23 protein-coding genes are annotated in these 21,761 nt (G+C 70.3%); 7 read left to right on the forward strand and 16 right to left on the reverse strand.

Annotated features, from left to right (window positions below; all coding sequences use genetic code 11):
* Positions 1-258 (reverse strand): hypothetical protein (locus ACIHCL_RS00005; protein WP_399854930.1); only part of this gene is annotated, 258 nt, incomplete at its 3' end.
* A 197-nt stretch (positions 259-455) separates the two neighbouring features.
* Positions 456-1,097 carry a DNA-3-methyladenine glycosylase gene (locus ACIHCL_RS00010; protein WP_399854933.1) on the reverse strand — a complete coding sequence of 214 codons (642 nt, stop codon included), beginning with the start codon at positions 1,095-1,097 and terminating at the stop codon, positions 456-458.
* 236 nt (positions 1,098-1,333) lie between these two features.
* On the opposite strand from ACIHCL_RS00010, the gene ACIHCL_RS00015 reads away from it, so the two are divergent.
* The 3 genes from ACIHCL_RS00015 to ACIHCL_RS00025 all read left to right on the forward strand — a co-directional run bounded on the left by ACIHCL_RS00015 (position 1,334) and on the right by ACIHCL_RS00025 (position 3,634).
* Positions 1,334-2,116: a sporulation protein gene (locus tag ACIHCL_RS00015; protein WP_399854936.1), complete on the forward strand. Its 783-nt coding sequence runs from the start codon at positions 1,334-1,336 to the stop codon at positions 2,114-2,116.
* A 299-nt stretch (positions 2,117-2,415) separates the two neighbouring features.
* Entirely contained in the window at positions 2,416-2,949 is a 534-nt protein-coding gene (locus ACIHCL_RS00020; RefSeq protein ID WP_399854938.1) for a YbhB/YbcL family Raf kinase inhibitor-like protein, read from the forward strand.
* 178 nt (positions 2,950-3,127) lie between these two features.
* On the forward strand, positions 3,128-3,634 hold the full coding sequence (locus ACIHCL_RS00025; RefSeq protein WP_399854941.1) for an HNH endonuclease: 507 nt from the start codon (positions 3,128-3,130) through the stop codon (positions 3,632-3,634).
* An 84-nt stretch (positions 3,635-3,718) separates the two neighbouring features.
* Here the strand turns inward: ACIHCL_RS00025 and ACIHCL_RS00030 are convergent, their stop codons facing one another.
* From ACIHCL_RS00030 to ACIHCL_RS00045, 4 genes are all read right to left on the reverse strand, one after another.
* Positions 3,719-4,486 (reverse strand): sulfite exporter TauE/SafE family protein, encoded by a 768-nt coding sequence (locus ACIHCL_RS00030; RefSeq protein ID WP_399854944.1) that lies wholly within the window; start codon positions 4,484-4,486, stop codon positions 3,719-3,721.
* A gap of 63 nt (positions 4,487-4,549) precedes the next feature.
* Positions 4,550-5,482: an SPFH domain-containing protein gene (locus ACIHCL_RS00035; protein ID WP_399854947.1), complete on the reverse strand. Its 933-nt coding sequence runs from the start codon at positions 5,480-5,482 to the stop codon at positions 4,550-4,552.
* Positions 5,483-5,626: 144 nt separating this feature from the next.
* Positions 5,627-6,055 (reverse strand): NfeD family protein, encoded by a 429-nt coding sequence (locus tag ACIHCL_RS00040; RefSeq protein ID WP_399854950.1) that lies wholly within the window; start codon positions 6,053-6,055, stop codon positions 5,627-5,629.
* A 355-nt stretch (positions 6,056-6,410) separates the two neighbouring features.
* Entirely contained in the window at positions 6,411-7,208 is a 798-nt protein-coding gene (locus ACIHCL_RS00045) for an ABC transporter ATP-binding protein (protein ID WP_399854953.1), read from the reverse strand.
* Positions 7,209-7,351: 143 nt separating this feature from the next.
* Between ACIHCL_RS00045 and ACIHCL_RS00050 the strand changes: the two genes are divergently transcribed.
* Positions 7,352-8,155 carry a hypothetical protein gene (locus ACIHCL_RS00050; RefSeq protein WP_399854955.1) on the forward strand — a complete coding sequence of 268 codons (804 nt, stop codon included), beginning with the start codon at positions 7,352-7,354 and terminating at the stop codon, positions 8,153-8,155.
* 96 nt (positions 8,156-8,251) lie between these two features.
* Here the strand turns inward: ACIHCL_RS00050 and ACIHCL_RS00055 are convergent, their stop codons facing one another.
* On the reverse strand, positions 8,252-8,896 hold the full coding sequence (locus ACIHCL_RS00055) for a response regulator (protein WP_399854957.1): 645 nt from the start codon (positions 8,894-8,896) through the stop codon (positions 8,252-8,254).
* Positions 8,889-10,034, reverse strand: a complete 1,146-nt coding sequence (locus tag ACIHCL_RS00060; protein ID WP_399854960.1) for a GAF domain-containing sensor histidine kinase — start codon at positions 10,032-10,034, stop codon at positions 8,889-8,891. The genes ACIHCL_RS00055 and ACIHCL_RS00060 overlap by 8 nt, the downstream gene beginning before the upstream one ends.
* A 465-nt stretch (positions 10,035-10,499) precedes the next feature.
* Between ACIHCL_RS00060 and ACIHCL_RS00065 the strand changes: the two genes are divergently transcribed.
* Positions 10,500-11,222, forward strand: coding sequence for a transglycosylase SLT domain-containing protein (locus tag ACIHCL_RS00065; protein ID WP_399854963.1), 723 nt, complete (start codon positions 10,500-10,502; stop codon positions 11,220-11,222).
* 138 nt (positions 11,223-11,360) lie between these two features.
* On the opposite strand, the gene ACIHCL_RS00070 is transcribed toward ACIHCL_RS00065, so the two are convergent.
* Complete coding sequence (locus ACIHCL_RS00070) at positions 11,361-13,976, reverse strand: FHA domain-containing protein (protein WP_399854966.1); 2,616 nt, start codon at positions 13,974-13,976, stop codon at positions 11,361-11,363.
* A gap of 418 nt (positions 13,977-14,394) precedes the next feature.
* Here ACIHCL_RS00070 and serB point away from each other — a divergent pair, with 418 nt between their 5' ends.
* Positions 14,395-15,651, forward strand: coding sequence for a phosphoserine phosphatase SerB (gene serB / locus ACIHCL_RS00075; RefSeq protein ID WP_399854969.1), 1,257 nt, complete (start codon positions 14,395-14,397; stop codon positions 15,649-15,651).
* 267 nt (positions 15,652-15,918) lie between these two features.
* On the opposite strand, the gene ACIHCL_RS00080 is transcribed toward serB, so the two are convergent.
* From ACIHCL_RS00080 to ACIHCL_RS00095, 4 genes are all read right to left on the reverse strand, one after another.
* Positions 15,919-16,437: a SixA phosphatase family protein gene (locus tag ACIHCL_RS00080; RefSeq protein WP_399854971.1), complete on the reverse strand. Its 519-nt coding sequence runs from the start codon at positions 16,435-16,437 to the stop codon at positions 15,919-15,921.
* A 72-nt stretch (positions 16,438-16,509) separates the two neighbouring features.
* On the reverse strand, positions 16,510-16,716 hold the full coding sequence (locus tag ACIHCL_RS00085; protein ID WP_399854974.1) for a hypothetical protein: 207 nt from the start codon (positions 16,714-16,716) through the stop codon (positions 16,510-16,512).
* 199 nt (positions 16,717-16,915) lie between these two features.
* Positions 16,916-17,026 carry an SGM_5486 family transporter-associated protein gene (locus tag ACIHCL_RS00090; protein WP_399857042.1) on the reverse strand — a complete coding sequence of 37 codons (111 nt, stop codon included), beginning with the start codon at positions 17,024-17,026 and terminating at the stop codon, positions 16,916-16,918.
* A gap of 26 nt (positions 17,027-17,052) precedes the next feature.
* On the reverse strand, positions 17,053-18,366 hold the full coding sequence (locus tag ACIHCL_RS00095; RefSeq protein WP_399854977.1) for a CynX/NimT family MFS transporter: 1,314 nt from the start codon (positions 18,364-18,366) through the stop codon (positions 17,053-17,055).
* Positions 18,367-18,672: 306 nt separating this feature from the next.
* On the opposite strand from ACIHCL_RS00095, the gene ACIHCL_RS00100 reads away from it, so the two are divergent.
* Complete coding sequence (locus ACIHCL_RS00100; protein ID WP_399854980.1) at positions 18,673-19,347, forward strand: FadR/GntR family transcriptional regulator; 675 nt, start codon at positions 18,673-18,675, stop codon at positions 19,345-19,347.
* A gap of 42 nt (positions 19,348-19,389) precedes the next feature.
* Here the strand turns inward: ACIHCL_RS00100 and ACIHCL_RS00105 are convergent, their stop codons facing one another.
* The 3 genes from ACIHCL_RS00105 to fabG form a co-directional block, all read right to left on the reverse strand.
* A complete protein-coding gene (locus ACIHCL_RS00105; protein ID WP_399854983.1) occupies positions 19,390-19,794 on the reverse strand; it encodes a hypothetical protein in 405 nt (134 codons plus the stop codon).
* 245 nt (positions 19,795-20,039) lie between these two features.
* Positions 20,040-20,807 carry an enoyl-ACP reductase FabI gene (fabI, locus tag ACIHCL_RS00110; RefSeq protein WP_399854986.1) on the reverse strand — a complete coding sequence of 256 codons (768 nt, stop codon included), beginning with the start codon at positions 20,805-20,807 and terminating at the stop codon, positions 20,040-20,042.
* Between the two features lie 5 nt (positions 20,808-20,812).
* Positions 20,813-21,532, reverse strand: coding sequence for a 3-oxoacyl-[acyl-carrier-protein] reductase (fabG, locus tag ACIHCL_RS00115; RefSeq protein ID WP_399854988.1), 720 nt, complete (start codon positions 21,530-21,532; stop codon positions 20,813-20,815).
* Positions 21,533-21,761 lie beyond the last annotated feature (229 nt).

The raw sequence follows: 21,761 nt of genomic DNA on the forward strand, positions 1-21,761 counted from the left end.
CATCCGGTCCAGGCTTTCCTCCGGGCTTTTTCCCTTCGGTCTTGCGTTTCCGACTCTATCAGACTCTTTCGCGTCCGATTCCCGGTCGAAACGGGCCTCCTGCGAAGCAGAAGAATTTTCACTCGACTTCCAGATCCACGCTTTCGCGTTTCCCTTTCCATCGAGCCCAACCGTACCAGATTCTTTTTCCGTTCCGTTTCCGGTCCGAATTCCAATTCCGGTGGCCGTTGGAAGGCCTTCGCCTTTCGGCGTGGCCACTACGTTAACCGATTCTCTGAACGGCTCATAATCAAGCCAATTCGATCCGAATTACGGCACGACGAAAAGACACCCTGGGGTGTGTGTCGTAGGTAGTGGTGTGCCGCTTCGAGATGCTTCAGCAGATCCGGTGGACCGCGTCGAACAGTGCTCGTTTCAAACGGCTCGGAACACATTAGGTGGTCCGCATGGCCGAGTCAAGTTGCGCGGCGGCGTGGCACATGGGCCCTGTAGGGGCTCACCGTGGGGTCGCCGTCGATCCAGAAGCGCCACGGGTGAGTGGCTCCGTCGCCGCCGACACCGGTGCGTGGACCGTTGCGCACCTGGCCGCGGGGCGGTGGGGCGCCGTGCAGCAGGTGCAGCGCGTTGCCGGGGTGAGCGATGGCGTCGGTGCCGTTGAGCGCGCGGTCGATGTCGAGGGCGGTGGCCAGCCGGGCGGGGCCTTTGGCCAGTTCCCTGTCGTTGCGGGCCGAGGTTCGGCGCCCACGGGTGAGTTCGGCGCCCACCTGGATCTCGCCCGCCCGGAGCAGGACCCCGCTGGCCATGCCTTCCGGGCCGCACACCAGATTGAGGCAGTGCCACATGCCGTACGTGAAGTAGACGTACGCGTGGCCGGGCGGGCCGTACATCACCTCGTTGCGCGCGGTGCGGCCTCTGAAGGCATGTGATCCGGGGTCGACCTCGCCGGCGTACGCCTCCACCTCGGTGAGGCGGAGCTCGATGGGGCCGTCCGGTGTGGTGCGGACCAGGATCCGGCCCAGGAGGTCGGGGGCCACGTCCAGCACGGGGCGGTCGAAGAAGTCGCGTGTGAGCGGTGTGCGTTCCGGACCCTCGGTCATGGCGTTCGAGGGTACCGGGAACCGGCCACGGTCTTGCCGCGTATCTAAGGCTGTCCCGTCATCTCTGGCGGGCGCCCGATGAAGGCCGCGGCACCTCGCCGCGTTGCCGGAACGCCCGCACACGTCCTGTATGCGGGCGCCCCTCGGCCTTGCGATGCACCGCATCCGACGCCGCGCGCTGATCCACCACGGCTCACGGGGCGGCGCTGAGGGGACAGGATCGAGGAGGAGAGAACATGGGCTTCAAGCGGCTGCTCGCGAGCCTGGGTGCCGGTGGTGCTTCGGTGGAGACCGAGCTCAGCGAACTCGACGTCGTACCGGGTGGGGTCGTCCGGGGCGAAGTGCGGATCCAGGGCGGGAGCGTGGATCAGCAGATCGAGGGACTCTCCGTGGGGCTGCAGGCCCGGGTCGAGGCCGAGGGGCAGGACACAGAGATCAAGCAGGACATCGGGTTCACCGGACTGCGGCTCGGTGGCGCGTTCCAGGTGCAGGCCGGTGCGGTGCACGTCGTGCCGTTCGGCCTCGAAATACCGTGGGAGACGCCGATCACGATGTTCGCCGGTCAGCACCTGCACGGCATGCACATCGGCGTGACCACGGAACTGGAGATCGCGCGGGCGGTGGACTCGGGTGATCTGGACCCGATCAACGTGCATCCGCTGCCGGCTCAGGAGGCGATTCTCGACGCCTTCGGGCAGCTCGGCTTCCGTTTCCGCAGTGCGGACATGGAGCGCGGTCACATTCGGGGAACGCGTCAGCGGCTGCCCTTCTACCAGGAGATCGAGTTCTACCCGCCGTCGCGGTATCGCGGGCTGAACCAGGTGGAGTTGTCGTTCGTCGCGGACGACCGCGAGATGGACGTCGTCCTGGAGATGGACAAGAAGTCGGGTCTCTTCAGCGAGGGCAGCGACACATACCGCTCCTTCAAGGTCGGGCTGCATGATTTCCGCACGACGGACTGGGCGGCGTACCTCGACCAGTGGCTCGCCGAGGTCGGCAGCCGGCACAACTGGTTCTAGTGCCGCATCAGGCAGCGTTCGCCCCGTCGCACGGGCCGGCAACGGTTGCCCCGCAGGACGGGCATCGCCGGCCACGGCATCAAGGGCCGTCCCGTCATCCGCGGCGGAGTGGCGCCCGCTGCGCCGGATGTGGTGCCTCGCACGGCGCGGGGCGCCCGCGTACCGGGTGTACGCGGGCGTTACGACAATGCGGCGAGGTCCCGCAGCCGTCGCCGCGCCCACCGGAGTACGAGGGGACAGCCCTTAGGGTCGGGGGAAGACCTGCCGACGGCGGCAGGGCGATCAGGAGAGGTGCTGACGTGACCGAGCAGAAGAGGGCGCCGCTGCCGCACGACTTCCACCCCGAGGTGCCGTCGTTCACGGTGGTGAGCGACGATCTCGCCCCCGGGGCCGTGCTGGCGGACAATCAGGTGCTGGCGGCCGGGAACACTTCGCCGCAGCTGCGGTGGGAGGGCTTCCCTGCGGAGACCAAGAGTTTCGCCGTGACCTGCTTCGACCCCGACGCCCCTACGGGCAGCGGGTTCTGGCACTGGGTGCTCTTCGACATCCCGGCCTCGGTCACCGAGCTTCCGGCCGGGGCGGGCAGCGGGAAGTTCGCCGGGCTGCCGGCCGGTGCGGTGCACGCCCGCAACGACTACGGGACGAAGGACTTCGGCGGTGCCGCGCCTCCCGCCGGGGAGAGCCACCGCTATGTCTTCACCGTGTACGCGGTCGACAGCGAGAAGCTCGGGATCGACGGCGACGTGTCGCCTGCGGTCGTCGGGTTCAACCTGCGCTTCCACACGCTGGGCCGTGCCCAGCTGATCGGTGAGTACGAGGCTCCGGCGCGGTAGCCCCCTGCGATCGCCCCGATCGGCCGCCGGAACCGAGAGTTCCCCCGTTGTTCGCCCTGCCCTGGTCCTGAGGTGACCAGGACAGGGCAGTTTTTTATTGCGTTGTCCCTCACAGCCACCCCGGCCAGAGTTGATCCGGGCCTGCCAGGGGGCGGGCAGCACACGGGAGGTGGGCGAGATGCGGGACACACTGGTACTGAACGCGAGCTTCGAGCCGCTGTCGACGGTGTCGCTGAACCGTGCGGTGGTGCTGGTACTGCAGGACAAGGCCGTCGTCGAACAGTCCCACCCGGAACTCCGCATGCGCGGCGCCGCCCTGGACATCCCCGTACCCAGGGTGATCAGGCTCTGCCGGTACGTACGGGTGCCGTTCCGAAGACAGGCCCCGTGGTCCAGAAGGGGGGTGCTGATACGGGACCAGCACCGGTGCGCGTACTGCGGGCGGCGGGCGAGCACGGTCGACCACGTGGTCCCGCGGGCCCAGGGCGGCCAGGACACCTGGCTGAACACGGTGGCGTCCTGTGCCGAGGACAACCACCGCAAGGCGGCACGGACGCCGGAGCAGGCAGGGATGCCGCTGCTGCGCCGGCCGTTCGTCCCCTCCCCCGCCGAGGCGATGCTGCTGGCGCTGGGAACCGACGCCCGGTCCACGCTGCCAGAATGGCTGGATCACGCCGTCGCATAGGCATGGAACAGGCATGAAGAGCCTGCCGGAAGCCCGTCCCCCCGCGGGGCGGGCCTTGCCCGGCGAGGGCGGACATCCGGCACGTCAGCGGAGCAGCAGCTGGACGATGGCGACCGTGCCGACCACGACGATGAGGGCGCGCAGCACGGTGGGGCTGAGGCGGCGGCCTATCGTGGCGCCGATCTGGCCGCCCAGTGCCGAGCCGACCGCGATCAGCACGACGGCCGTCCAGTCGAAATCCGCGACGAAGAGGAAGAAGAGCGCGGCGACGCTGTTGACGACGGCCGCCAGGACGTTCTTGACGGCGTTGAGCCGCTGCATGGTGTCATCGAGCAGCATCCCCATCAGGGAGAGGTAGATGATCCCCTGGGCGGCCGTGAAGTAGCCGCCGTAGACGCTGGCGAGCATCAGCCCGGTGAAGAGGAGCGGTCCTCCGTCGGCACGGACGGGGCCGCCGTCGCGCTCGCGCCGTCGCTGCACGGCCCGGCTGATGCGCGGTTGCAGGATGACCAGGACCAGGGCCAGGGTCACCAGGATCGGAACGATCGTCTCGAAGGCCGTGGACGGCAGGGCCAGCAGGAGTGTGGCACCGGTGAACCCGCCGACCAGCGCCCCGACGGCGAGCTTGAGGACACGCCGGCTCTGCCCCGCGAGCTCCGCGCGGTAGCCGATGGCCCCGCTGACCGAGCCGGGGATCAGGCCGAGCGCGTTGGAGACGGTTGCGGTGACCGGGGGCAGGCCGGTGGCGAGCAGTACCGGGAAGGTGATCAGCGTCCCCGACCCGACGATCGTGTTGATCGTGCCCGCGCCGATGCCCGCCACGAAGACGGCGAGCATCTCCCAGATGGTCATGTCGGCTCCCCCCGTGCATGGTCGATGCGTCGTGCACCGATCATGCACGAGGGCATGTACTCATCACTCGACGGGGGGCTGTTCCCGACGCTCCTTGCCGCTGGTGTCGAATCCGGGAGCGCCGTTGCCGAGGTTGCCGAAGGCCCCGCTGAGACCCTTCAGGGCGTCGCCGATCTCGCTGGGCACGATCCAGAGCTTGTTGGCGTCGCCCTCGGCGATCTTCGGGAGCATCTGGAGGTACTGGTACGAGAGGAGCTTCTGGTCCGGGTCGCCCGCGTGGATGGACTCGAAGACGGTACGGATGGCCTGGGCCTCACCCTCGGCGCGCAGGGCGGACGCCTTGGCCTCACCCTCGGCGCGCAGGATCGCGGACTGCTTCTCACCCTCGGCGGTGAGGATCGCGGACTGGCGGGTTCCTTCGGCCTGGAGGATCGCGGCGCGCTTGTCACGGTCCGCGCGCATCTGCTTCTCCATCGAGTCCTGGATGGAGGTGGGCGGCTCGATCGCCTTGAGCTCGACGCGGTTGACGCGGATGCCCCACTTGCCGGTCGCCTCGTCGAGCACGCCGCGGAGGGCTGCGTTGATCTCCTCGCGGGAGGTCAGGGTCCGCTCCAGGTCCATGCCACCGATGATGTTGCGGAGGGTGGTGACGGTGAGCTGCTCGATCGCCTGGATGTAGCTGGCGACCTCGTAGGTGGCGGCCCTGGCGTCGGTCACCTGGTAGTAGATGACCGTGTCGATGTTGACGACCAGGTTGTCCTGGGTGATCACCGGCTGGGGCGGGAACGGAACAACCTGTTCACGCAGGTCGATGCGGTTCCTGATGGTGTCGATGAACGGAACGACGATGTTCAGGCCCGCGTTGAGCGTGCGGGTGTAGCGGCCGAAGCGTTCCACGATGGCGGCGCTGGCCTGCGGAATGACCTGGATCGTCTTGATCAGGGCGATGAAGACGAGCACCACCAGAATGATCAAGACGATGATGACCGGTTGCATCGTGTTCCTCATTGCCCTTCGGTTGCCGACGGATCGCGGTGATCGAGGTCGAGATCGCGGGAGGCCTCGGACGTGCGCGCCCCCGATCTCATGATGATCGATTTCGAGTCTGACAGAACGTGCGCTGCCGTGGGGGTGATTCGGTCACATGACGACTGCTGTGGCTCCGTCGATGTCGACGACATCGACCTGTTGGCCAGGTTCGTAGCTCTGGCCGCCGTCGAGAGCCCGGGCGGACCAGATCTCCCCGGCCAGCTTGATCCGGCCGCCGTTGCCGTCGACCCGTTCCAGGACAATCGCCTGACGGCCCTTCAGGCCATCGACTCCCGTGGCGAGTTGGGGTCGGTCGGCGCGATGTCTGCTGGCGATCGGGCGGACCACGGCGATGAGCGCCACGGAGACCGCGAGGAACACCAGCACCTGGACCACGACGCCACCGCCGAGGGCGGCGACGACCGCGGCGACGACCGCTCCGACGGCGAACATGCCGAATTCGGGCATCGCCGTCAGGACGAGCGGGATGCCCAAGCCCGCCGCGCCGATCAGCCACCACACCCATGCGTCGATGTCCACGTGGTCATGGTAGGACCGCGGACGCCCTCGCGGACAGGGTGCAAGCGGACAGCCTCGGCCGGCCCGCGCCCCATGCACCCTCTGGCCGTCGGCCACCCGGTGGGAGACGGCCGTCTCCGAGCGATGGCCACCGGGAGTCGGCGGCGGATGCGGCCGGGGCGGCCCGGCCGAAAAGGCGGCCGGACGGAGCGGGGCCGCCGCACAGCGGGCCGGCCGGGAAACGGGTCTGTGGCGGATCGGCGGGTCCGGGGGCGGACGGCCCCGGCCGGACGGGGCCTCCCCCTTCGACCGTCGGACCCTCGCGGCCCCGGTGGCCGACCGTGGCCGGCGTTCCTCCGGCTCGCGGAGGCGCGGCTCAGGACAGCGGAAGCCCGTGGGCCGTGTAGCGGTCGCCGGTGTGCTCGACGACGAGCGGCAGGCCGAAGCAGAGGGAGAGGTTGCGCGAGGTGAGCTCGGTCTCCATCGGACCCGCGGCGAGCACCTTGCCCTGACGGATCATCAGGACGTGGGTGAAGCCGGGGGCGATCTCCTCCACATGGTGGGTGACCATGATCATGGAGGGGGCGTAGGGGTCACGGGCCAGTCGGCCGAGGCGACGGACCAGGTCCTCGCGGCCGCCGAGGTCGAGTCCCGCCGCGGGCTCGTCCAGGAGCAGCAGTTCGGGGTCGGTCATCATGGCGCGGGCGATCAGCGTCCGCTTGCGCTCGCCCTCGGACAGGGTGCCGAACTTGCGGTCGAGGTACTCGTTCATGCCGAGGCGGTCGAGGAAGGCGCGGGCGCGCTCCTCGTCGACGGCTTCGTAGCTCTCGTGCCAGGTGGCGGTCATGCCGTAGGCGGCGGTGAGCACGGTCTGCAGGACGGTCTGGCGCTTGGGCAGCTTCTCGGCCATGGCCATGCCCGCCATGCCGATGCGGGGACGGAGTTCGAAGACGTCGGTGCCGACGCCGCCGAGTTGTTCGCCGAGGATGTTGACGGTGCCGGTGCTCGGGAAGAGGTAGCTGGACGCGATATTGAGGAGGGTGGTCTTGCCGGCGCCGTTCGGGCCGAGGATGACCCAGCGCTCCCCCTCCTTGACCTGCCAGGAGACGTCGTCCACCAGAGCGCGTCCGTCGCGGACCACGGATACGTCCACCAGCTCCAGTACATCGCTCATGGCGCGTTGTCTCCCCATGCAGTGTCGAGATCGTCGCGTGCCTGTGGGCACAGCTCCCAGGGAAATCTACGCCACTGCGGGAGAGTGCCCGGCGCTGGGCCCGAGTGGCCCCGGGACAGCGGCCGGTTCCCTAGGCTGTCCCCATGCTCTCGGAACCACGCTCAGGGTTGCTGGCCGCTTGGGGAAACGCGCTGCTCGCGGGACTCGTATCACCCGACGAAGCGGCACTCGCCATCGTCGGGGAGGACGCCGTGCACCGTGTGGACGGGCTGCCGGGCGAGGAGGAGCCGGTGGCGCTCACGCTGGCGCTCGGGCGGCTGCGCGCTCTGGGGGTGAGCGGTTTCCGGGTCGCGCTGCCGGTCCCCGGGCATCCGCTGGGGCTGAGCGGGCCGCCGGAGTTCAACGCGCGGGCGCTGGATGCGCAGGAGGCGGTGATCGCCTTCGGCGCCCTGTACGGGCTGGTTCCCGAGGTGAGCGAACGGGGGCCGGAGGGGGATCTGCACATCGAGGTGGTGTGGCGGTGCCTGCCGGTGCGGGAGGCACCGCCCGCCGATGTGCCGTCGCTGGGTGAGGCGGAGCGGGAGCTCGCCGAGGCGCTGCGGGACGCCACGGCGCTGCTGTCGCGGCTGGACGTGGCCGGTTCCGGACCGATGGCGGAGGCGGCGGTGGACGCGTACCGGGCACGGGTGGAACGGAGCCGCGAGGTGCTGGCCCCGGGCTATCCGCCGCGGGCGGTGCGGGTGCTGGAGCTGGCGCAGCGGGTCGGGCTGCTGATCTCGGTGGCGTACGGGAACGAGCACGGCGGGGCGGTGAGCTCCTCGCAGATCGCGGCCCGGGCGGAGGCGCTGCGGCCGGTCGAGCGGGTGGCCCGGCGGGCGCAGGTCGCCGCGTACAACGCCTGTGTGGAGGAGCGCGAGCGGGAGCGGTGGATCCGGGGCGCCCCGTAGGAGGCACGGCGCCGGGGCGTGGGAGGGCGGGGCCGGGCCTCTCGCCGGGCGGGCGGCGCCGCCGTGGGGCGGTTTCCGGTCGCGGCGGTGCTCCGCTCAGCCGGCCGCACCGTGCCGTACGGCCCAGAGGGCCGCCTGGGTCCGGTCCGAGAGGTCGAGCTTCATCAATATGTTCGACACATGTGTCTTGACGGTCTTCTCGGAGAGCACGAGAGCCCGTGCGATCTCGCGGTTGGAACGGCCGTCGGCGATCAGTCCCAGCACTTCCCGTTCCCGTTCGGTGAGGGTGCTCCCCCGTCCCGTGCCGCCGCCCCCGTCGTCCTGGGCGAGCAGGGCCCCCGCGACCTCCGGCTGGAGCAGCACGTGGCCCGCGTGCACCGAGCGGATGGCCCCGGCCAGTGCGTCCGGGTCGACGTCCTTGTACACATAGCCGGAGGCCCCGGCCCGGAGGGCCGGCACCACGGTGCGCTGCTCGGTGAAGCTGGTGACGACGAGGACCTTGGCCGGGTTGTCCAGCTCACGGAGCCTGCGCAGGGCCTCGATCCCGTCGGTGCCGGGCATCTTGACGTCCATCAGGACGACGTCGGGACGGAGTTCCTCGGCCCTGGCCACCCCCTCGGCGCCGTCGGCGGCCTCACCGACCACTTCTATGTCGCCCTGGATCTCCAGGAACGTACGCAGGCCGCGGCGGACCACCTGGTGGTCGTCGACCAGCAGCACCCTGATGATCTTGTCAGCCACCGGGTATCTCCATCTCGATCGTGGTGCCCTTGCCGGGCTCCGATTCAACGGTGAGCCTTCCGCCGACCCCGCTCGCACGGTCCCCCATCGAGACCAGGCCCAGGTGGCGGCCCGCCTGCCTGGTCGCCGCGGGGTCGAAGCCGCCGCCGTCGTCGGTGATCCGCAGCCGTGTGCCGTCGCCGTGCCGGGTCAGGGTGACATCGACGTGGGCGGCGCCCGAGTGGCGCAGGGCGTTGTGCAGGGCTTCCTGGGAGACCCGGAGCAGGGCCTCCTCCTGGGCCGCGGGCAGGGCCCGGACGCCCTGGCTCTCGAAGGTGACCCGGGCGGTGTGGGCCCGGTCCAGGACCTGGATCTGGGTGCGCAGCGTGGCGACGAGGCCGTCCTCGTCGAGGGCGGCCGGGCGCAGTTCGACGACGGCGGCGCGCAGTTCGTCCACGGCCTCGGCGGCGAGCGCGGCGACCTGGTGGAGCTCGCCCTTGGCGCGGCCCGGGTCGCGGTCGATGAGGGCGGTGGCCGCCTGGGCCGTCAGCCGCAGCGAGAACAGCTTCTGGCTGACGGCGTCGTGCAGTTCGTGGGCCAGCCGGGAGCGCTCCTCGGCGATGGTCAGCTCACGGCTGCGTTCGTACAGCCGGGCGTTGGTGAGGGCGATCGCCGCGTGCTGGGCGAGGATCGACAGCAGTTCCTCGTCCGCCGCGGTGAAACCGCAGCTGCCCTCAGGTTTCGGGCAGCGTTTGTTGGCGAGGAAGAGGGCGCCGATGGTCTCGTCGCCGTCGCGGATGGGCAGGCCCAGAAAGTCGGACATATCGGGGTGGGCCGCGGGCCAGCCGCCGAAGCGGGGGTCCTTGCGGACGTCGGCGAGGCGCTCGGGCCTCGCGTCGTGGAGCATCGCGGCGAGGACGCCGTGCTGCCGGGGCAGGGGGCCGATGGCCCTCCACTGCTCGTCGCTGACGCCGTCGACGACGAACTGGGCGAACCCTCCGTGGTCGTCGGGGACCCCCAGGGCGGCGTACTCGGCGTCCAGCAGCTCGCGGGCCGAGGCGACGATCGTCTTCAGGACGTCGCGCACTTCGAGTGGCCGGCTCATGGCGAGCAGTGCGGCACTCACCGCTGCGAGGCCCGACGGTGGGCGATGGCTCATGGCCTCACCGTACAAGCGGGATGCGTACGCCGTATCGGCCTGTGGACGGCCGCAGTCTGGGCCCCGGGGACTAGGCCGGTTCTGCGCGCGCCCGGCGGGGACGCGTGCCGCGCCGTCGGGCCGGCACGAGCGCCTCCCGAGGGTCCGCACTGCACCCCTCACGCTCCGAATTGCTTGAGCAACTGTTCGTTAGTTTGCTGGGCGCCCGATGTGAGACCGGGCATAGGACCCATATCACTTACGAAGCCGGCTAGTAGCCGCATAAGCGCCGCATCAATGAGCAGGACCGCGGGCCACCACTGCCGCAGGCCGCCGCGGTCCACTATCCGGGGTCGTACGTCACACCTTTGCCACCAAATTTTGCTGGCGCTAAGAATTGCTCTCGTCCCCGACGGAGGTGCGCACACAGCGCTTCCCGTCCTGGTCCTCCGTGAGGACTCCCGCGATTCGAAGAGGTATCTCTGTATGACCGTGTCCAGCGTCCCCGCCCGTCGTAGTCGTCTGAACAAGGCCCAGAAGTTCTCTCTCGCAGGTGTCGCCGCCATCGCCGCCGCGTCGGTCTCGCTCTCGCTGGCCCCCGCCAACGCCGAGTCCAGGTCCGAGGCCGAGGCCCCCGTGTCCGCCGCCCCCGTGGTGCTGGGCTCGGTCGCCGGCAACCCGGCCGCCAAGGCGCTGCAGAACAGCGTCATCGTGCAGCACTCCACCGCCGAGAAGCTGGTGAAGGCCGCCGACCTGGTCCGGGCCAAGGAAGCCGCCGTCAAGAAGAAGGCCCAGGCCGCCGCCAAGGCGAAGGCCACCGCCGAGGCCCGGTCGCGGACCGAGGTCAAGGATGTCGCCAGCCGCTCGCAGGCCCGGACCCAGGTCTACCCGAACAACCTGGACGGCTGGATCCGGGAGGCCCTGGACGTCATGCAGACGCACGGCATCCCCGGCAGCTACCACGGTCTGCACAAGAACATCATCCGGGAGTCCTCCGGCAACCCGTACGCGGTCAACAACTGGGACATCAACGCCCGCAACGGCGTCCCGTCCCGCGGCCTGCTCCAGGTCATCCAGCCGACGTTCGACGCGTACCACGTGCCCGGCACCTCGAAGAACATCTACGACCCGGTCGCCAACCTCACGGCCGCGGCCAACTACGCCGCACACCGCTACGGCTCGATCGACAACGTCAACAGCGCGTACTGACCGGCTCGGCAGATACGGCCCGCACCTTCGGACCGACCACGCGACACGCCGGAGGGCGGCACCCCTGTGCGGGGTGCCGCCCTCCGGCGTCGTGCGTTCCGGTGCCCGCGACCGCTCGCGCGGCCCGCGGGAGGGGCACTACTTGCGCATGACCTCCGGCTCGTGGCGGCGCAGCAGTCGTGCGACCGCGAAGCCGCAGACGATGCCGAGGAACAGCAGCACCGAGACGTCGAGCGCCCACTGGCCGGCCGAGTGCTCCCACAGCGGGTCCAGGTCGGTCGGGTTCTTCGGGTCCCACGGCGCCATGAGATGCGAGAGATCGAGGGTGGCGCCCGCGGCGGCGATGGCCCAGCGGGACGGCATCAGCCAGGCGAACTGCTCCAGGCCGGGCGATCCGAACACCTGGAAGAGGATGCCGGTGAAGACGACCTGGACGATCGCGAACATGACCAGCAGCGGCATGGTCTTCTCGGAGGTCTTCACCAGCGAGGAGATCACCAGACCGAACATCATCGAGGTGAAGCCGAGCACGATGATGGTCACGCAGAGTTCGACGGCGGGCGGCATGATCAGGCCCTCGTCGGGCAGCTTGCGGGTGGCGAAGCCGATGCCGCAGATGATGACGCCCTGGACGGCCGTGATCAGTCCGAGGACGATCACCTTGGACATCAGATAGGCGGAGCGGGAGAGGCCGGTGGCCCGTTCCCGTTCGTAGATGACGCGTTCCTTGATCAGCTCTCGTACGGAGTTGGCCGCGCCGGAGAAGCACATGCCTACCGCGAGGATCAGCATGATCGTTCCGGCGGCTCCGTTGAACCGGGAGGGCGGCTCCGGCGCGGCCAGGCCGAACTTGGCCGGGATGACCACGCTGACGAGGCCGAGCACGGCGGGCAGGACCACCATCAGGCCCATGAAGCCCTTGTCGGACGCGATCACCGAGAGGTAGCGGCGGATCAGCGTCCACAGCTGCGCCGACCAGCTCTGCGGCTTCGGCGGGCGTATCTGCTGCGGGGACGTCATGGGTACGGGCTGGGCGGCGACGGCGTCGACGTCCGCGGCGTACATCTGGTAGTGCTGCGACCCGCGCCAGCGGCCCGCCCAGTCGTACTCGCGGTAGTTCTCGAACGCGGAGAAGACGTCCGCCCAGGTGGTGTAGCCGAAGAAGTTGAGCGCCTCCTCCGGCGGACCGAAGTAGGCGACGGAACCGCCCGGCGCCATGACCAGCAGCTTGTCGCAGAGCGCGAGCTCGGCCACGGAGTGGGTGACGACGAGGACCGTGCGGCCGTCGTCGGCCAGTCCGCGCAGCAGCTGCATGACATCACGGTCCATGCCCGGGTCGAGGCCGGAGGTCGGCTCGTCCAGGAAGATCAGCGACGGCTTGGTGAGCAGCTCCAGCGCCACCGAGACGCGCTTGCGCTGGCCACCGGAGAGCGAGGTGACCTTCTTGTCCTTGTGGATGTCGAGCTTGAGCTCGGCGAGGACCTCGTGGATGCGGGCCTCGCGCTCGGCCTCGGTGGTGTCCGCGGGGAAACGGAGCTTGGCCGCGTACTTGAGGGCCTTGGTGACCGTGAGTTCCTTGTGCAGGATGTCGTCCTGCGGGACCAGACCGATGCGCTGGCGCAGCTCGGCGAACTGCTTGTACAGGTCCCGGTTGTCGTAGAGGACGTCGCCCTCGTTGGCGGGCCGGTAACCGGTGAGCGCCTTGAGCAGGGTGGACTTGCCGGAACCGGACGGGCCGATGACCGCGATGAGCGACTTCTCCGGTGCGCCGAACGAGACGTCCTTGAGGATCTGCTTCCCGCCGTCGACCGTCACCGTGAGGTGGCGGGCGGAGAACGAGACCTCACCGGTGTCGACGAACTCTTCCAGCCGGTCGCCGACCAGGCGGAACGTCGAGTGGCCGACGCCGACGATGTCGTTCGGGCCGATGAACGCGGAGCCGGACTTGGGAAGCGGCTGGCCGTTGACGTAGGTGCCGTTGTGGGACCCGAGATCGCGGATCTCGAAACGCCCGTCGGGCGTGGCGTGGAACTCGGCGTGGTGCCGCGAGACCTGGAGGTCGGAGACGACCAGGTCGTTCTCCAGCGCACGGCCGATGCGCATGACGCGGCCGAGGGCCAGCTGGTGGAAGGTGGTCGGGCTGCGGTCACCGCGCACCGACGGGGCCCCCGCGACACCGCCGGGCCCGGCCGCGCCGGGCGTGGGGCCCGTGCCCTGCGGACCGGGCGGGTTCGCCGTGCCCTGCTGGTGCGGGACCTGGGGCTGCACGGACTGCTGGGCCTGGTGGCCCTGGGGGTCCTGCTGCCAGCCGCCGTGCTGCTGGGCCGGCGCCTGGCCGCCCTGCCAGCCCGCGCCCCCCTGCTGGGGTTGCTGAGCGGGCACCTGCTGGGGCTGCTGAGCGCCCGGGCCCTGCCCGCCGTACGCACCGGCGCCCGCGGCGGGATCCGTGCCGGCGGCGGCAAAGCTCAGCCGCGGCCCGTCCTGGGCGTTGCCCAGGTGTACGGCGACGCCGGGGCCGATCTCCATCTGCTGGATGCGACGGCCCTGGACGTAGGTGCCGTTCGTGCTGCCGTGGTCCTCGATGCCCCAGCCACGGCCTCCCCAGCTGATCGTGGCGTGCCGCCACGACACCCTGGCGTCCTCGATCGTCAGGTCCCCCTGCGGATCGCGCCCCACGGTGTACGACCTCGACGGATCGAGCGTCCAGGTCCTGCCATTCAATTCAAGTACGAGTTCCGGCACTCCGCGCCCCACTTGTTGTCCCCCGAGTGACCCCCGTCACAGGGGGTCTAGGGATGCTGAACATCGTGGGGAACTATTCCAGGCGGGATCCCGGATACGGAAGTCGGGCGGGACGAGGGCTCTGCCGGGCGCGGGCCCGCGCCCCCGGGTCGGGACGAACGGCCCGGGGGCGGCAAGCCCTCCCGAGTCCGCCCGAACGTGGGCGAAATCTGCGTGAACGCCGGCGAAGTCCGCGTGAACGTGAGGGGGCGGGGCCGGTCGGCGGCAGGCCCGGACGCCTCCGGTCCTGGGGGACGAAGCGGCCGCTTATGCGCCGCGTCGCGGGCGCGCTCCGGGCGTACGGGGGCCACGGAATACGGCGGAGGCCCGCTGTCCGGCCCTCGGGACGGACCTCCGGGGCGAGGAGGCGGACGGATACGGTGGAAGCACCATGAGCGCATCGCAGCCACCTCAGTCCTCGCCGTCTCCCGCGCCCGTCGAGTCCCGTCAGGGCGCCGACACCCCCACCCTTCTCGTGAAGATCTTCGGGAAGGACCGCCCCGGGATCACCGCCGGCCTCTTCGACACTCTCGCGGCCTACTCGGTCGACGTCGTCGACATCGAGCAGGTCGTCACCCGCGGCCGCATAGTCCTGTGTGCGCTGATCACCACGCCGAACGCGGGCGGCGCCACCGAGGGTGATCTGCGGGCGACCGTGCACAGCTGGGCGGAGTCGCTGAAGCTCCAGGCCGAGATCATCTCCGGTACGGGCGACAACCGTCCGCGCGGCTTCGGGCGCTCCCATGTGACGGTGCTCGGGCACCCGCTGACCGCGCAGTCGACCGCCGCCATAGCGGCCAGGATCACCTCGACGGGCGGCAACATCGACCGGATCTTCCGGCTCGCGAAGTACCCGGTCACGGCCGTCGAGTTCGCGGTTTCCGGAACGGGCACCGAAGAACTGCGGACGGCCCTGGCGACGCAGTCCGCCGAGATCGGCGTCGATGTCGCGGTGGTGTCGGCCGGGCTGAGCCGCAGGGCACAGCGGCTGGTCGTCATGGACGTCGACTCGACGCTCATCCAGGACGAGGTCATCGAGCTGTTCGCCGCCCACGCCGGCTGTGAGGACAAGGTCGCCGAGGTGACCGAGCGGGCGATGCACGGCGAGCTCGACTTCGAGCAGTCGCTGCACGCGCGGGTGGCGCTGCTGGCGGGGCTCGACGCCTCCGTGGTGGACAAGGTGCGGGCCGAGGTGCGGCTGACGCCGGGGGCACGGACCCTGATCCGTACGTTGAAGCGGCTCGGCTACCAGGTGGGCGTGGTGTCGGGCGGGTTCACGCAGGTCACCGACGATCTGAAGGAACGGCTCGGACTCGACTTCGCCTCCGCCAACACGCTGGAGGTGGTCGACGGCAAGTTCACCGGACGGGTCGTCGGCGACGTGGTCGACCGGGCCGGCAAGGCCCGTCTGCTGCGCAGTTTCGCCGCCCAGGCCGGGGTACCGCTGGCGCAGACCGTCGCGATCGGTGATGGCGCCAATGACCTGGACATGCTGAACACGGCCGGTCTCGGGGTGGCCTTCAACGCCAAGCCGGTGGTCCGCGAGGCCGCCCACACCGCGGTGAACGTGCCGTTCCTGGACACTGTGCTGTACCTGCTCGGCATCACCCGCGAGGAGGTCGAGGCCGCCGACGGCCTCGTGGACTGACGCGTTCGCGTTCGCCCTGTTTCATTTCGGCCCGTTTCTTCAGGCCGTCACGCTTCGCTTGTCGCGTCCGGCCTCGTCCCGCTCGGCATCCGTCGTCGCCTCCTCGGCGTTCGGCGTTCGCCCTGGTCCGGTTGATCGCTCGTCGCGCCGGACGCCCGGGGCACCTCGGGGATGCCGAGGGCGTCGGAAGGGCGGTCACGGGCAGGGCCCCGGCGCGGAGGCGGTGACCTTCCGTGCCGGGGCCCTGTTCCCTCGCGTGATGCGGTGTCAGTCGTTGGGGGTCCAGTACTCGACCAGCCTGCCCACGCCGTGCTCCACGCCCTTCCAGGTGCCGGAGAACGCGACGACGGCGAAGGCCGCGGTCGGGAAGCCGCCGCGGTGCATCCTGGCCAGGGCGTCCCCCTCGGCCGAGTCCGAGAGGGCGTCCGCGACCGCGTGCATACCGGGGTTGTGACCGACGACCAGCAGATCGCGCACGTCGTCGGGCGTCTCGTTGATCAGGGCGATCAGTTCGCCGGGAGACGCCTCGTACAGCCGCTCCTCGTACACGGTCCGCGGGCGCCGCGGCATCTCGTGCACCGCGAGCTTCCACGTCTCGCGCGTCCTGGCGGCGGTCGAGCAGAGGGCCAGATCGAGGGTGATCCCGGAGTCGACGAGTTTGCGGCCCACGACGGGGGCGTCCCTGCGGCCACGCTCCGCGAGCGGCCGCTCGTGGTCGGATTCCTGCGACCATTCCGCCTTGGCGTGCCTGAGAAGGACGATCCTGCGAGGTGTATCGACGCTCATACCCCTCAGCTTCGCATGAAACATGCCACCCGGCGCAGGGGTTCACGAGGCCCTCGTCGGCCGTGGACGGCGTCAGCCGGTCAGCAGGGAGAGGACGCGCGCGAAGAGCCTGCCGAGCGCGGGGTCGGCCGTCGCCGCGCGCGCCTCATCGGGCCCCACGATCATCAACAGGAGCACGGCGAACGCGACCGCGGGCAGCGCGACGGCCCACCACGGCAGCCGCACGCCGACTCCGCCCGTGGACGGGCCTGAGGGCAGGGTGGGTACGGGAGCCGCCATGCTCCGCCTCCGTGGATCGCTGGTGTCCGACACCCACGAACCTACGGACGCGGGGGCGTCGGCCCCATCCGGTGACCCACCCACTTCTCCCTGAGCCCGGCCCCCTAGGGGATGGTGGTGCTGGCCCCACCCTCACCCGGTCGTACCGAGTGGGGCCGAGCGGCCGGGCCGGGGCGGGGCCGCTCGGGCCCCGGCCGGGTCAGGGTGACGCGATCGAGGCGATCACCGCGACGACCACGGTGATGAGAAGCATCGCCCCGAGCACGAGGAGGAGCTTCTTCTGGCCGTTCTGAGGATTCGGGTCGAGCACAGGAGACATGGGGTCAGTCTCGCATCTCAGCACTCGTCCTCGATCGTCCGGTCCCGCCCCGCCAGGAAACCGGCCACCATCTGCGGCACCATGAGGCCGGCCATCAGCGCGAGCGGCAGGCCCCAGCCGCCGCTGTGCTGGTAGAGGACGCCGATGAGCAGCGGGCCGGGGATCGAGATGAGGTAGCCGACGGACTGCGCGAACGCGGAGAGGCGGACCACTCCGGCCCCGCTGCGCGACCGCATCCCGATCATGGTCAGGGCCAGCGGGAAGGCGCAGTTGGAGATGCCGAGGAGCAGCGCCCAGGCCCAGGCCCCGGCGGCCGGTGCGAAGTGGAGGCCCGCATAACCGATGAGGCCGCAGAAACCGAGGAAGAAGACGATCGGGCCCTGGTTCCTCAACCGGGAGGCGACCCCGGGGATGACGAAGGCCAGCGGCACGCCCAGGGCCATCGTGACGGCGAGCAGCAGGCCGGCGGTGCCGGCCGAGACCCCCGCGTCGCGGAAGATCTGGGGCATCCACCCCATGGTGATGTACGCGGCGGTGGCCTGGAGGCCGAAGAAGCAGGCGAGCGCCCAGGCGGTACGGCTGCGGGTGATCTTGATCTCCGGGGTGTCCCGGTGCTGGACCGCGGACCGCTCCTGGGCGCCGCTCCGGTCCCGCACCAGCGGGAGCCAGGGCAGGATCGCCACGGCGGCCAGGACGGCCCAGACGCCGAGGCCCATGCGCCAGCTTCCGCCCAGCGCACTGGTCACGGGCACGGTGATGGCGGCGGTCAGCGAGGTGCCGAGGGCCAGGGCCATCGAATAGAGCCCGGTCACGGTGCCGACGCGGTGCGGGAACCAGCGCCTGACGATCACCGGCATCAGGACGTTGCTGACGGCGATGCCCATGAGGGCGAGCGCGCTGGCGGCGAGGAAGGCCGCCGTGTTGCCGACCAGGGGCCGGATCGCCAGCCCCGCCGCGATGGCCATCATGCCGACGCAGACGACGGCGGCCGGCCCGAAGCGACGGGCGAGGCGGGGGGCCGTGATGCCGAAGACCGCGAAGCAGAGCGGCGGCACGGAGGTGAGGACACCGGCGACGCTGCCGCTCATGTGCAGCCCCTCGCGGACCTCTTCGAGCAGGGCGCCGAGGCTGGTGATGGCGGGGCGGAGGTTGAGCGCGGTGAGGACGAGCCCGACGGTGACCAGCGGGAGCAGCCAGCGGGGGGCCGCCGTGGCCGGTGCGGTCCGCGAGACGTGCGGGGCCGGGGCTCCGGTCGGGCTGTCCGGGGCATCGGCGTGGCTCAGGGTCCGGGTTCGGTTCCGGTTCTGCGGCTGGGTCTGGTCGTCGGACATGAGCTCATCATAGAATCATGGGATGATTACTTGTCCAATCCTCTGAGAACGTCGGGGAACGGCCGGGGACATCCGGGAGCCTCATGCGTCACGCCCGTCCCGTACGCCGCGCGCGTTGTACAGACTGCTCCTCGCGCGGCGCACGGGACCGTGTCTCGCGCGTACGGGCAGGGGTCGGGCGATGGGGGCCGTGGGGCGCCCGTTCCTCGCACCCGCTCCGGGATGCCCCGGGCGGACCCGGCCGCCCCGTGACCCGCTCCCCCGGAACCACCCCCGAGAACCCGACCGACCCGAGCAAGGAGCACCATGGCGCTGACGTCTCCGCGACGTTCGGCACTCGCCGATCAGGTGATTGCCCAGTTGAGGAATCAGATCACCTCGGGCGAGTGGCCCGTGGGTTCACGCATTCCCACCGAGCCCGAACTGGTGGAGCGGCTGGGAGTGGCGCGCAACACGGTCCGCGAGGCCGTGCGCGCGCTCGCGCACAACGGGCTGCTCGACATCCGTCAGGGCTCGGGCACCTATGTCGTCGCCACCAGCGAACTGGCCGGGGTGATGCACCGTCGTTTCGCCGGCGCCGATCCTCGGCACATCGCCGAGTTGCGGTCCACCCTGGAGTCGTCGGCGGCCCGGCTGGCCGCCTCCCGGCGCACCGAGCGGGACCTGAAGCAGTTGGACACGCTCATGGCGCGGCGCGAGGAGACCTGGGTCGACGGTGACGCCGAGGCGTTCGTGGAGGCGGACGCGACGCTGCATCTGGCCGTGGTCGCGGCCTCGCACAATGAGGTGCTGACCAGCCTCTACGCCGACCTGGGCAGCCTGGTGCGGGACCGCCTCAGGAGCAATGTCGGCCAGGAGCTGCGGCCGGAGGACTACATGGACCACGGCCGGCTGGTCGAGGCGATCCGGGCGGGGGACGCGGAGAGGGCGGCGGCCGAGGCCGCGAGCCACTCACTGAACTGCCAGCTGGACCGCGTGTGATCCGCTCGGGCGGACGCGGGCCGCGGCACCCCGCCGGGCGGATCATCTGGGGGCCGTCGGCGCCCGGTGGGTGACCCAGACGGACGCGACCTCCTTCCAGCAGCGGTCGTCGATCCGCACGGTGCGTCCCGGTCCGACGTCGACGGGGGCGGTGTCCGCGTCCACGTCCCACCAGCGGCGGCATTCGGTGTGCAGCTGGACGCGGTCGGTGGAGGGGTACGGGTTGTGGCAGTAGGCGACGACGTGCGATCCCCGCACCGACGTACGGCAATCCGCCCCGGAGGGCTCCGGGGCGGGAGAGGAGGGGGCGGCCGCCCCGCCCCCGGCCCGTCCCACCGCGGACAGCCCCGCGGAGATGCCCAGGGGAACGATGATTCCGGCGGCGAGACCGGCCATGGCCAGAGAGACCGTCGACAGGTTCCGGTTTCGGCGAGGTGTGGAACGCACGGCGAGTCTCCTCCCACAGCCCGACCGAAAGTTCGGTTCCTCCGTTTCCTCCATCATTCTGCGGTGGGCCGACCGCCTTTTCGACTTGAGCGCGCAGGCCCCCGCCCGTACGGGGCGGCCGGGGCCGGGCCGTGACGCACGACGGCCGCGTACCGCCTGTTCGAAGCGGTACGCGGCCGTGTCACAGCTCCTCGCCCGGCCCCCGCCGGTACCGGCGGGGGCCTACGCGTGGGTCTCGTGCGAGGTCAGGCGCCCATCATGTGCACGCCACCGTCGATGTGGACGATCTCGCCCGTGGTCTTCGGGAAGAAGTCCGAGAGCAGGGCGACGATGCCGCGGCCGGCCGGCTCCGGGTCCGCCATGTCCCAGTTCAGCGGGGAACGGCTGTCCCACACCTTGGCCAGATCGGAGAAGCCCGGGATGGACTTCGCGGCCATGGAGCTGAGCGGTCCGGCCGAGACCAGGTTGCAGCGGATGTTGTCCTTGCCCAGGTCGCGGGCGAGGTAGCGGGAGGTGGCCTCCAGCGCGGCCTTGGCCGGGCCCATCCAGTCGTACTGCGGCCAGGCGAACTGCGCGTCGAAGGTGAGGCCGACGATCGAGCCGCCCTCGTTCATCAGCGGCTTGCAGGCCATGGCGAGCGACTTCAGCGAGAACGCCGAGACGTGCATCGCGGTGGCGACGGACTCGAACGGGGTGTTCAGGAAGTTGCCGCCGAGCGCGTCCTGCGGCGCGAAGCCGATGGAGTGGACGACGCCGTCGAGCGAACCGAGCTCGTCACGGACCAGGTCCGCGAGCCGGTCCAGGTGCTCGGTGTTGGTCACGTCCAGCTCGATGACCTTGGCCGGCTTCGGCAGCTTCTTGGCGATGCGCTCGGTCAGCGTGGGCCGGGGGAAGGCGGTCAGGATGACTTCGGCGCCCTGTTCCTGGGCCACCTTGGCGGCGTGGAACGCGATGGACGACTCCATCAGCACACCGGTGACGAGGATGCGCTTGCCGTCGAGGATTCCGCTCATGGTGATCAGTGACCCATGCCCAATCCGCCGTCAACGGGGATGACGGCTCCAGTGATGTACGACGCGTCGTCGGAGGCGAGGAACCGGACCGCGGCGGCGATCTCCTCGGGCTGCGCGTAGCGGCCGAGCGGCACCTGGGACACGATGCCCTTGCGCTGCTCCTCGGTGAGCACCTGGGTCATGTCGGTGTCGACGAAACCGGGTGCGACGACGTTGAAGGTGATGTTGCGCGAGCCGAGTTCACGGGCCAGCGACCGGGCGAAGCCGACCAGTCCCGCCTTGGAGGCGGCGTAGTTCGCCTGCCCCGCCGAGCCGAGCAGCCCGACGACGGAGGAGATGAGGACGACGCGGCCCTTCTTGGCCCGCAGCATGCCGCGGTTGGCACGCTTGACGACCCGGAACGTGCCGGTGAGGTTGGTGTCGACCACGGACGTGAAGTCGTCCTCGGACATCCGCATCAGCAGCTGGTCCTTGGTGATGCCGGCGTTGGCGACCAGCACCTCGACGGGGCCGTGCTTGTCCTCGATCTCCTTGTAGGCCTGCTCCACCTGTTCGGCGTCCGTGATGTCGCAACGGACCGCGAGGCAGCCCGCCTCGGTGAGTTCCTGGGGGGGCTCGCCGGAGCGGAAGGTGATCGCGACCTTGTCGCCGTTGGCGGCGAAAGCGCGGGCGATGGCGAGGCCGATGCCCCGGTTTCCTCCGGTGACGAGAACCGAGCGGCTCAACGGATCACCCTTTCGATAGCGGTCTGGTACCTCGGAAACCTATCGGTACCACCCGCCCCGCGGGGAATCGGCCCCTGACAGCGCCTTCCACCGGGCACTGTGGGGTTCCTACAGTTGCCCTCGGACCCGGAGTCCTTCGTTCCGTCAATTCCGGGACCGGCGCGGAAAGCACCGGCACCCGCCGGCCGTACGCGCCGCGACGGCCCCGGGGCTCACGGTCCGCGCGCCG

Origin of the sequence: Streptomyces sp. NPDC052042, assembly GCF_044548345.1 — a bacterium.
Classification (GTDB): Bacteria; Actinomycetota; Actinomycetes; order Streptomycetales; family Streptomycetaceae; genus Streptomyces.

What these genes read in the sequence shown, in the direction of transcription:
- ACIHCL_RS00080 (WP_399854971.1), bottom strand. Translation starts at nt 16,437, where the DNA reads ATGAGCGTCGATACACCTCGCAGGATCGTCCTTCTCAGGCACGCCAAG.
- ACIHCL_RS00050 (WP_399854955.1), top strand. Translation starts at nt 7,352, where the DNA reads ATGCTCTCGGAACCACGCTCAGGGTTGCTGGCCGCTTGGGGAAACGCG.
- ACIHCL_RS00010 (WP_399854933.1), bottom strand. Translation starts at nt 1,097, where the DNA reads ATGACCGAGGGTCCGGAACGCACACCGCTCACACGCGACTTCTTCGAC.
- ACIHCL_RS00030 (WP_399854944.1), bottom strand. Translation starts at nt 4,486, where the DNA reads ATGACCATCTGGGAGATGCTCGCCGTCTTCGTGGCGGGCATCGGCGCG.
- ACIHCL_RS00100 (WP_399854980.1), top strand. Translation starts at nt 18,673, where the DNA reads ATGGCGCTGACGTCTCCGCGACGTTCGGCACTCGCCGATCAGGTGATT.
- ACIHCL_RS00065 (WP_399854963.1), top strand. Translation starts at nt 10,500, where the DNA reads ATGACCGTGTCCAGCGTCCCCGCCCGTCGTAGTCGTCTGAACAAGGCC.
- serB (WP_399854969.1), top strand. Translation starts at nt 14,395, where the DNA reads ATGAGCGCATCGCAGCCACCTCAGTCCTCGCCGTCTCCCGCGCCCGTC.
- fabI (WP_399854986.1), bottom strand. Translation starts at nt 20,807, where the DNA reads ATGAGCGGAATCCTCGACGGCAAGCGCATCCTCGTCACCGGTGTGCTG.
- ACIHCL_RS00045 (WP_399854953.1), bottom strand. Translation starts at nt 7,208, where the DNA reads ATGAGCGATGTACTGGAGCTGGTGGACGTATCCGTGGTCCGCGACGGA.
- ACIHCL_RS00060 (WP_399854960.1), bottom strand. Translation starts at nt 10,034, where the DNA reads ATGAGCCATCGCCCACCGTCGGGCCTCGCAGCGGTGAGTGCCGCACTG.
- ACIHCL_RS00015 (WP_399854936.1), top strand. Translation starts at nt 1,334, where the DNA reads ATGGGCTTCAAGCGGCTGCTCGCGAGCCTGGGTGCCGGTGGTGCTTCG.
- ACIHCL_RS00085 (WP_399854974.1), bottom strand. Translation starts at nt 16,716, where the DNA reads ATGGCGGCTCCCGTACCCACCCTGCCCTCAGGCCCGTCCACGGGCGGA.
- ACIHCL_RS00095 (WP_399854977.1), bottom strand. Translation starts at nt 18,366, where the DNA reads ATGTCCGACGACCAGACCCAGCCGCAGAACCGGAACCGAACCCGGACC.
- ACIHCL_RS00025 (WP_399854941.1), top strand. Translation starts at nt 3,128, where the DNA reads ATGCGGGACACACTGGTACTGAACGCGAGCTTCGAGCCGCTGTCGACG.
- ACIHCL_RS00035 (WP_399854947.1), bottom strand. Translation starts at nt 5,482, where the DNA reads ATGCAACCGGTCATCATCGTCTTGATCATTCTGGTGGTGCTCGTCTTC.